Origin of the sequence: Novosphingobium naphthalenivorans NBRC 102051, from assembly GCF_001590985.1 — a bacterium.
GTDB classification, from domain to species: domain Bacteria; phylum Pseudomonadota; class Alphaproteobacteria; order Sphingomonadales; family Sphingomonadaceae; genus Novosphingobium; species Novosphingobium naphthalenivorans.
Genome location: NZ_BCTX01000198.1, coordinates 1 through 1,394, shown reverse-complemented (window position 1 = coordinate 1,394; position 1,394 = coordinate 1). Strand labels below are relative to the sequence as shown.

Below are 1,394 nucleotides of genomic sequence, written 5' to 3'. Positions count from 1 at the left end.
CCGTTCGATCGCCCAGGCCGGCGTCGGTTCGGGATGGCTGTTCGCCTGCAGCAGAATATCACGCACCGTCATTCTCTCCTTCTGTTCAATGTCTCTGTTCACCCCCGATGCATCAGCGGCGTCGATGTCCCGCGCCCGCGACCTCAACGCGCATCGCGCGCATCCACCGGCGGAGCGGAACGAGCCTGGCGCCGGCGCGCAAAGATGTTCAGCGTCTCGACAGCCGCCGAAAAGGCCATGGCCGCATAGATATAGCCCTTCGGCACATGCGCGCCGAACCCTTCCGCGATCAGGGTGGTGCCGATCAGCATGAGGAACGCGAGGGCGAGCATTACCACCGTCGGATTTTGGCCGATGAAGTTCGATAAGGGCGTTGCTGCGAACAACATCACGCCCACGGCAACGACGACAGCGATGACCATGATTGCGATGTTGTCGGTCATACCCACCGCCGTGATGATGCTGTCGATCGAGAATACGAGATCCAGCATGATGATCTGACCTATCGCCGCAGCGAAACCGATACCCACTGTTCGGGTATCGAAGAGGTCGTCATTGGGGACCGGATCGATGTTGTGATGGATTTCCTTTGTCGCCTTCCACACCAGGAACAGGCCGCCTGCGATCAGGATCATATCCCGCCAGGAGAAACCGTGCCCGAACGCGGAGACTACCGGCTGTGTCAGCTGAACAATCCAGGCCACCGACGCAAGCAATAGAAGGCGCAGGCCCAGCGCAAGGCCGATACCCACTCTTCTTGCGCGCACGCGATGCTGCTCCGGCAGCTTGTTGCTGAGGATCGAGATGAAGATGAGGTTATCGATGCCGAGCACCACCTCCATCGCGACGAGCGTCGCGAGTGCCGCCCACGCTGCGGGCTCCGTCGCGAGCGCCGCAAATCCCTCCATCAATGTCATGAAATGCCTCCCGCACGGTCGCGCGTGTCTCGCGATCGCGGAAGATCAACATGATCGAACATCACAGCATTCCTCGCCTGACCTTGTCGAACGAGCGGTCTGCCATGTGCCATGAAAAATGATTTCCGGACCGGCATCGAGCGCACTCGATGCGGTCCGACATCACGATCATCCTCGGATCGTCAGAGGGGCCCGGCCCGCATGATCGCAAAGCTATACGAAGCAGCGGCAGATTCAAGAGAAGGCTGCTTTGGCGCGGGCCGGTCTGTTCGCGTTCGCGAGAGACATCTCCAGCGCCCAGCGGCCCCCTCAACCTCACTAGGAGATGCGACCATTGAAATCCTGATGCTTCCCCTCCATTATCTCGGACGCGGGCCGGGCCCCTCTGGCGATCGCCTGAAGCGGTTGCGATGTCGGACCGCATCGAGTTTGGCTCGGTGCAGGTCGGAAATTTCCTGATCCCCAATCGAGCCCTAG

At 60.5% G+C, this 1,394-nt stretch carries 1 protein-coding gene; it reads right to left on the bottom strand.

Going from position 1 to position 1,394, the window contains the following annotated elements:
- Positions 1-143: 143 nt before the first annotated feature.
- Positions 144-908: a TerC family protein gene (locus NN5_RS24675; RefSeq protein WP_037487488.1), complete on the bottom strand. Its 765-nt coding sequence runs from the start codon at positions 906-908 to the stop codon at positions 144-146.
- Positions 909-1,394: the final 486 nt, after the last annotated feature.

Bases quoted from the DNA above. Each gene is read 5' to 3' on its own strand.
- NN5_RS24675 (WP_037487488.1), bottom strand. From the start codon at position 908: ATGGAGGGATTTGCGGCGCTCGCGACGGAGCCCGCAGCGTGGGCGGCA.